Source organism: Ruegeria sp. BHSB056 (assembly GCF_059613305.1).
On record NZ_JBXWSG010000141.1, the window covers coordinates 1 to 5063 of the forward strand.

Genomic DNA, 5063 nt, shown 5'->3' on the forward strand with positions numbered 1-5063 from the left:
CGCTGGAAAACTTCCAGACCGTGGGTCGCAATGGTTTGCACCGCTACAACAACCAGGATCATTCCATGCTGTCGGCGATGTATGCCGCCCGCAATATCATGGGCAAGAACTATGACGTCTGGGACGTCAATGTTGAGCGCTCTTATCACGAAGAGTTTGAAGCCAAGCCCAAGAAGAAGACTTCCCGGCAAACAGCTGTCCGCAAAAGTACAGCGCTCTAAATCGGTCTGCCTTCAACTGTGGACGACAGCGTCTGCAGGGGTGTCGGCAGAGGTAGGTTTGGGGCGGAATCTATCCGGCCGGATGCTGACGTGATCGCGTAATCTGTTGATTTCGCGGTCTTCGTCCTGGTGATCCAGCCGGCATCGCAGCCATACCTCGGTCAACAGAAGCCGTAGCCGAAGGTCCGGACTGGCTTCTTCGATTGTGTTTGCTACCTGTGTTAGGGTCAGGCTAAAAAGGTTCCCCAGATAAGCGTTTTTGAAGTAGTCTGGTCGGATATCTAGTCGCTGAAACACCGCCGTCCAGAAGCCGATCTTGATGCGCTGGCTCAGGTTGTTGGGGATGTAGCGGTTGGCAACCTCGCGAACCACCCATTTATCTCGGATGAGGGGATGAGCCTTTTCAAAAACGAACGGAGAGGCCCTGAGCTTGTAGCGCGTCGGCAGATTGATCTCCGACCGCGCCTCGATTCCAGCGGCCATGCCCATTGAATCGTTGCGATGCAAGAACGACACTATCATAGATGATCAGAAGTGGCCTCTTGATCTGGTTCCTGTGGTTGAGGAACTGCGCGAATTGTATTGGCGCAATAATACAATAATCGAGAAGCACCGTCGAAAAAACGCAGAACTGGCTCATGGTCTGAAAACGCCATTGGCGGCCCCGGCGCGCGTTGCCGAGGCGCTTGATGGAGAAGAAAAAGTTCAGATAGCGGATCTTGTAGGACGCATGACCGGTGTCATCAAACGCAACCTCAGCCATGCTCGTACCGAACGCCCCTACGGAAAATCCTCTCTGGTGCGCCAGCGCCGAAGATGTGATGTTCGCACTTGGAATCACATTCCGAAACAGGATGCCCAATATCGAAAACAATGTAGATGCAGGAACCACTTTTGGCGGTGAAGAGGCCGACATTCAGGAAATCCTGGGCAATCTTCTTGAAAATGCCTGTCTCTGGGCTGACGGTCATGTGCGCATATCCGCAGCAACATCCGAACCGGGCATGATCACCCTGAGTGTCGAGGATGATGGCCCAGGTATGGGGGCGGGCAAAGCAAAACCGGGAGATTTACCTCAGAACAGCGATAAGGAAGAGACCGGAGGGCATGGGTTAGGGCTTTTGATTGTACAAGATATAGCCGAGCTTTATGGCAGATCCGTCAGTATAGGGACATCTTCTCTGCGTGGTGTGCACGTTACGGTGACGCTGCCGGGGCAAACTGAAGCTTCCAGAAAATCCAGAACGCATTTCCTTAAAGGAAACTTGCGCTGGACAAATTGATCAGTCTACCTGATTTCCGGCGGGTGAAACCGGGCAAGCTAACTTCGCCTGACCGATAGGTTCTGTCGCCTTCCCAGCACGTGGTATTCGAACAGGCACCAGACATAGATGGTGGCCGAGTAGACATAATAGACCTGATGATACAGCAGGCATTTGAATGCGAACCACGGTCCGCCATGCCCGGACATGGCGCGCACCAGATCGAAATTGGCGACAAAGGCGGCTGCAAGCAGCAATAAGGGCAGGGGCCATGCCCCCGGCCAGAATGGCAGGACCAGAAGCGACAGCAGCAACAACCCCGCAATTGCAGCCCGTGCCCGCTCGGCCATCGAGGTGTTCAGGTCATCCGTCAGCCCCTCGCGCGAGATCATCAGCCGGGCCCAGGGCAGGGCGCGACAAAAGATATCCGTGCTCAGGCTGTTGCGGATGGTCCAGACTTTCAGGTGTTTACCCTGCAGCTGTGGCTCGACAAGGATACGGCGACCGGTCCCCGCGATCCGATAGCCCAGTTCGATATCCTCGATCGACGGAACCTCATAGGTTTTCACATCAAAGCCGCCGACCTCAAGAAACACATCGCGTCGGATGGCACCGCACCCGGCCCAGAAGGTGCGCGCCTCGCGCCGGGCGCGCTGATGGTGATAGCGATGCAGAAGGTTCTTGTAGCGCGAGAACCACGATTGCCCATCCGGCGCGTCGTCATAGGATCCGAACACGGCGCCAACATTATCCTCGGACATGGCACGGCGGATATGCTCCGGGCCGTCGGGCCATGCGATGACGTCGGAATCGACGAACCACAGGATGTCACCGGTGGCGTGTTCGGCGGCCAGGTTGCGCGCAGCCCCCGGCCCACCATTGACCGGCGTGGTCAGAACCGTGGCCCCCATTTCGCGGGCAAGGGCCGCAGTGCCGTCCGGGGACTGGTCATCGACGACCAGAACCTGCTGCACCTGGCCGGTGTTCAGCATTTCAATCAGGGGTGTCAGGACACGGGGCAGCAGATGCTCGGCCTTGTAGGCGGGCATGACGACGCTGATGGAAAGGGTTTTATCTGAAGTCACGAGGCATCTCCGGCCGTGCCTTGCGACACTGACGAACGCTGAACAAGAAAAAGAAAGGCAGCCGTGAAAGGCAGTAGCCACATCACGCGCGCACCATATCGGTCTGCGGGTTGCGAGACCCCGCCACAGACCAGCGCATTGACCGCGATCCCGATCAGAATGAACACGGCGAACAGTTTCATGTCTCGGGGGATTCCCGGTCGCAGCAAATTGATCAGGATAAAGGCAAACGACACAGCATAGATCAGACCGTGTATGGCATTGGCCGTTTCTATCCAGCCCCTGTCCTGAGACAATGAACCGCTCTGGAACATATCGGGCCGGATGTCTCCCATTCTGGCCAACCAGCGGGCGTTCTCCAGCTCTACATCCGTCGGAATCGTCATAGCAATGCTATAGCGCAATACCTGCTGATAGCCGTTTCGGGCCAGCGCCAACGAGGTGGAAAGAGGCCGGGACAGGAAAACCGCTTTGGCGAAATCCCGTTGGGACAGAGCAACCTGTTTCTGGTCTTCCGGCGACATCAGCTGAAATGAACCTAGGCTGGGTGAGCGTTCGAATATGATGTGGGATGGTGTCAGCCTATAAGGGTCGTCCGACCACGATAGCGCTTCGTGTAACGCGCAGGTGGGTATTTTAGTATTCGGGCAGACCTCGTTCAGGTAATCCATGCCGGGCCCATCAACGATGAGCCGCGCAGTGATATGCGGTGTATAGACGACCTCTTTGTCAGTGGCGATTTCCACGGTGACCTGAAAAGCCTTGCGCTCGGCCAGTGCCAGCGCCAGAATCATCATCATCAAAATTGTTGCACGCCAACGCCGCGGTCTTTTCTCACTGAACGCTGCCAAAGCCACAAAGGGGATCGTCAACGCTGCAACCGCCAGATGAGACGGGTGCAGAAGAGCGCTTAAAAGGGCCAGACCGGATATCAACAAAAGCTCCCAAGTCTGCATTGTCCGCCCGAAGGCCGTCAATGAGGCAATCGCGATCAGCAACACCGGGGCAAAAATATCGGGCATCATGTAGGCGATATAAAACGGTAATGAAGTACAGGCTGCCACCAGCAAAGGCACCGCAGTCATCGTGATTGAGTTCTGTATACCACCCAGAGACCGGCCAGCCGCTCGCGCCAACATCCAGACAGCCAGCAACGTAACGGCCAGATGCAACACCGGAAGGGTGGACAGGGCTTCAACCCTAACAAATGCGGCCATGATGAGGCCATAGATTAGTGACCGTGATCCGGTTGCGGTGGTATCCTCGTCGGCGACGTGGGTTACGCCCGCCGCAGCACTATCGGCTGTCGGCGGCAGAAAACTGCTCAGGGCCACATTCCCCTGCCGGATGTAACTGCCGGTGTCGAAGTAATAAAGCGGCCCGCCATTGATCAGAAACACGGACAGACAGGCCAGCAGCGCCGCTATCAACAGAAGGGATGTCTTGACCCTCCAAGATGGTTTGTCTGGATAAACCGACACGGTCATATCCGTTCTGCAGCCTGTTTTGCCGCAAGTACGGGGTGCTGAAAACAAGCGACTACCGTCTTCAGCCTGCCCTCCAGCGCCATTTCACAGAGATAAAAATCAGGCGCGTCCATCAGCGTTCTCAGCGGCCTCCATAAATCGATTCAAAATAGGTGTTACCCCACTCCGGCTCTCACCGACATGGCGTTGAGTAATCAGTTGATTGCAAGAAATCCTTCAAAGCAAATGTATTTCTGGGTACTCATCACATCCTTGAAACCGGCCCGGTCCAACATATCCGGATTGCCTTGGGTCGAAAACGGCTCCAGCACGCTTTTCAGACTGCGTGCCTTTTCGGCGTCGATGCCAATCCAGCGGGCATCCGGTTTCCCGGCATTGTGCTTTGCCAGCTGGTGGATCAGCTCCCCTGTTGATGTGCCCATTTCATAAGGAGGTACTGATAACTTGATGTGATCAACAAAAGTATCGGGAACACTGCCCCCAAAGATCCAAATCGCATTCTCAGCGGCTATGTTCTGGCCAACACCCATGCGCAATGTCTCCTCGCAAATAGGCAGGCACTCGAAACAAACGGCTAAACTGCAACTTCCGATTGATAATGCGTGCCTGAAATTGGTACAATAACAAGCCAACGCTACACGAAACTTTCTGGCCATCGAAGGAGAAATATGGCTGAGTTCAGCTTTCTTCCATTTTTCCGTTCAGATGCGGTTCGCAGATATTCTAAATTGAACAATTAGGCCAAATAGTTGGGATTGTTTCGCAGCTTTGCGACGGATAGTTGCCTGCCATGTGAGTAAGGCAGTTTCGATTTCACCTAAAGACGGATTGGTTTGGTGCGGGTTTGCATCAAGGAGCCCCGAAGACTATGTCTGGAGCGGGACGGAGACCTCAGAAATTTTGGAAGTCCACCGCGCTCTCCCAGACGCAGATTCGTCTTATTTAAACGATTCCGGTTCTCAATGCGGAAACAAAAATAGTTACATTCGACCATTGTGCTGCGCAAAG

General features: G+C 54.9%; 6 protein-coding genes and 1 pseudogene. 2 read left to right on the forward strand and 5 right to left on the reverse strand.

Annotation, left to right across the window (positions count from 1 at the left end; genetic code table 11):
* Positions 1-221, forward strand: a pseudogene (locus AC2FND_RS19455) (FAD-dependent oxidoreductase); the annotation flags it as partial.
* A 12-nt stretch (positions 222-233) separates the two neighbouring features.
* Here the strand turns inward: AC2FND_RS19455 and AC2FND_RS19460 are convergent.
* Together AC2FND_RS19460 and AC2FND_RS19465 are read right to left on the reverse strand one after the other, a co-directional pair.
* Positions 234-710 (reverse strand): hypothetical protein, encoded by a 477-nt coding sequence (locus AC2FND_RS19460; RefSeq protein WP_496771368.1) that lies wholly within the window; start codon positions 708-710, stop codon positions 234-236.
* Positions 625-984 (reverse strand): hypothetical protein, encoded by a 360-nt coding sequence (locus AC2FND_RS19465; protein WP_496771369.1) that lies wholly within the window; start codon positions 982-984, stop codon positions 625-627. The genes AC2FND_RS19460 and AC2FND_RS19465 overlap by 86 nt, the downstream gene beginning before the upstream one ends.
* 91 nt (positions 985-1075) lie before the next feature.
* Here AC2FND_RS19465 and AC2FND_RS19470 point away from each other — a divergent pair, with 91 nt between their 5' ends.
* Positions 1076-1504 carry an ATP-binding protein gene (locus AC2FND_RS19470; RefSeq protein ID WP_496771370.1) on the forward strand — a complete coding sequence of 143 codons (429 nt, stop codon included), beginning with the start codon at positions 1076-1078 and terminating at the stop codon, positions 1502-1504.
* Positions 1505-1542: 38 nt separating this feature from the next.
* On the opposite strand, the gene AC2FND_RS19475 is transcribed toward AC2FND_RS19470, so the two are convergent.
* From AC2FND_RS19475 to AC2FND_RS19485, 3 genes are all read right to left on the reverse strand, one after another.
* Entirely contained in the window at positions 1543-2568 is a 1026-nt protein-coding gene (locus tag AC2FND_RS19475) for a glycosyltransferase family 2 protein (RefSeq protein WP_496771371.1), read from the reverse strand.
* Positions 2565-4055 carry a hypothetical protein gene (locus AC2FND_RS19480; protein ID WP_496771372.1) on the reverse strand — a complete coding sequence of 497 codons (1491 nt, stop codon included), beginning with the start codon at positions 4053-4055 and terminating at the stop codon, positions 2565-2567. The genes AC2FND_RS19475 and AC2FND_RS19480 overlap by 4 nt, the downstream gene beginning before the upstream one ends.
* A 194-nt stretch (positions 4056-4249) precedes the next feature.
* Positions 4250-4585: a hypothetical protein gene (locus AC2FND_RS19485; protein ID WP_496771373.1), complete on the reverse strand. Its 336-nt coding sequence runs from the start codon at positions 4583-4585 to the stop codon at positions 4250-4252.
* Positions 4586-5063: the final 478 nt, after the last annotated feature.

Coding starts and splice junctions, on each gene's coding strand:
- AC2FND_RS19460 (WP_496771368.1), bottom strand. CDS start 710: ATGGGCATGGCCGCTGGAATCGAGGCGCGGTCGGAGATCAATCTGCCG.
- AC2FND_RS19465 (WP_496771369.1), bottom strand. CDS start 984: ATGGCTGAGGTTGCGTTTGATGACACCGGTCATGCGTCCTACAAGATC.
- AC2FND_RS19470 (WP_496771370.1), top strand. CDS start 1,076: ATGCCCAATATCGAAAACAATGTAGATGCAGGAACCACTTTTGGCGGT.
- AC2FND_RS19480 (WP_496771372.1), bottom strand. CDS start 4,055: ATGACCGTGTCGGTTTATCCAGACAAACCATCTTGGAGGGTCAAGACA.
- AC2FND_RS19485 (WP_496771373.1), bottom strand. CDS start 4,585: ATGGGTGTTGGCCAGAACATAGCCGCTGAGAATGCGATTTGGATCTTT.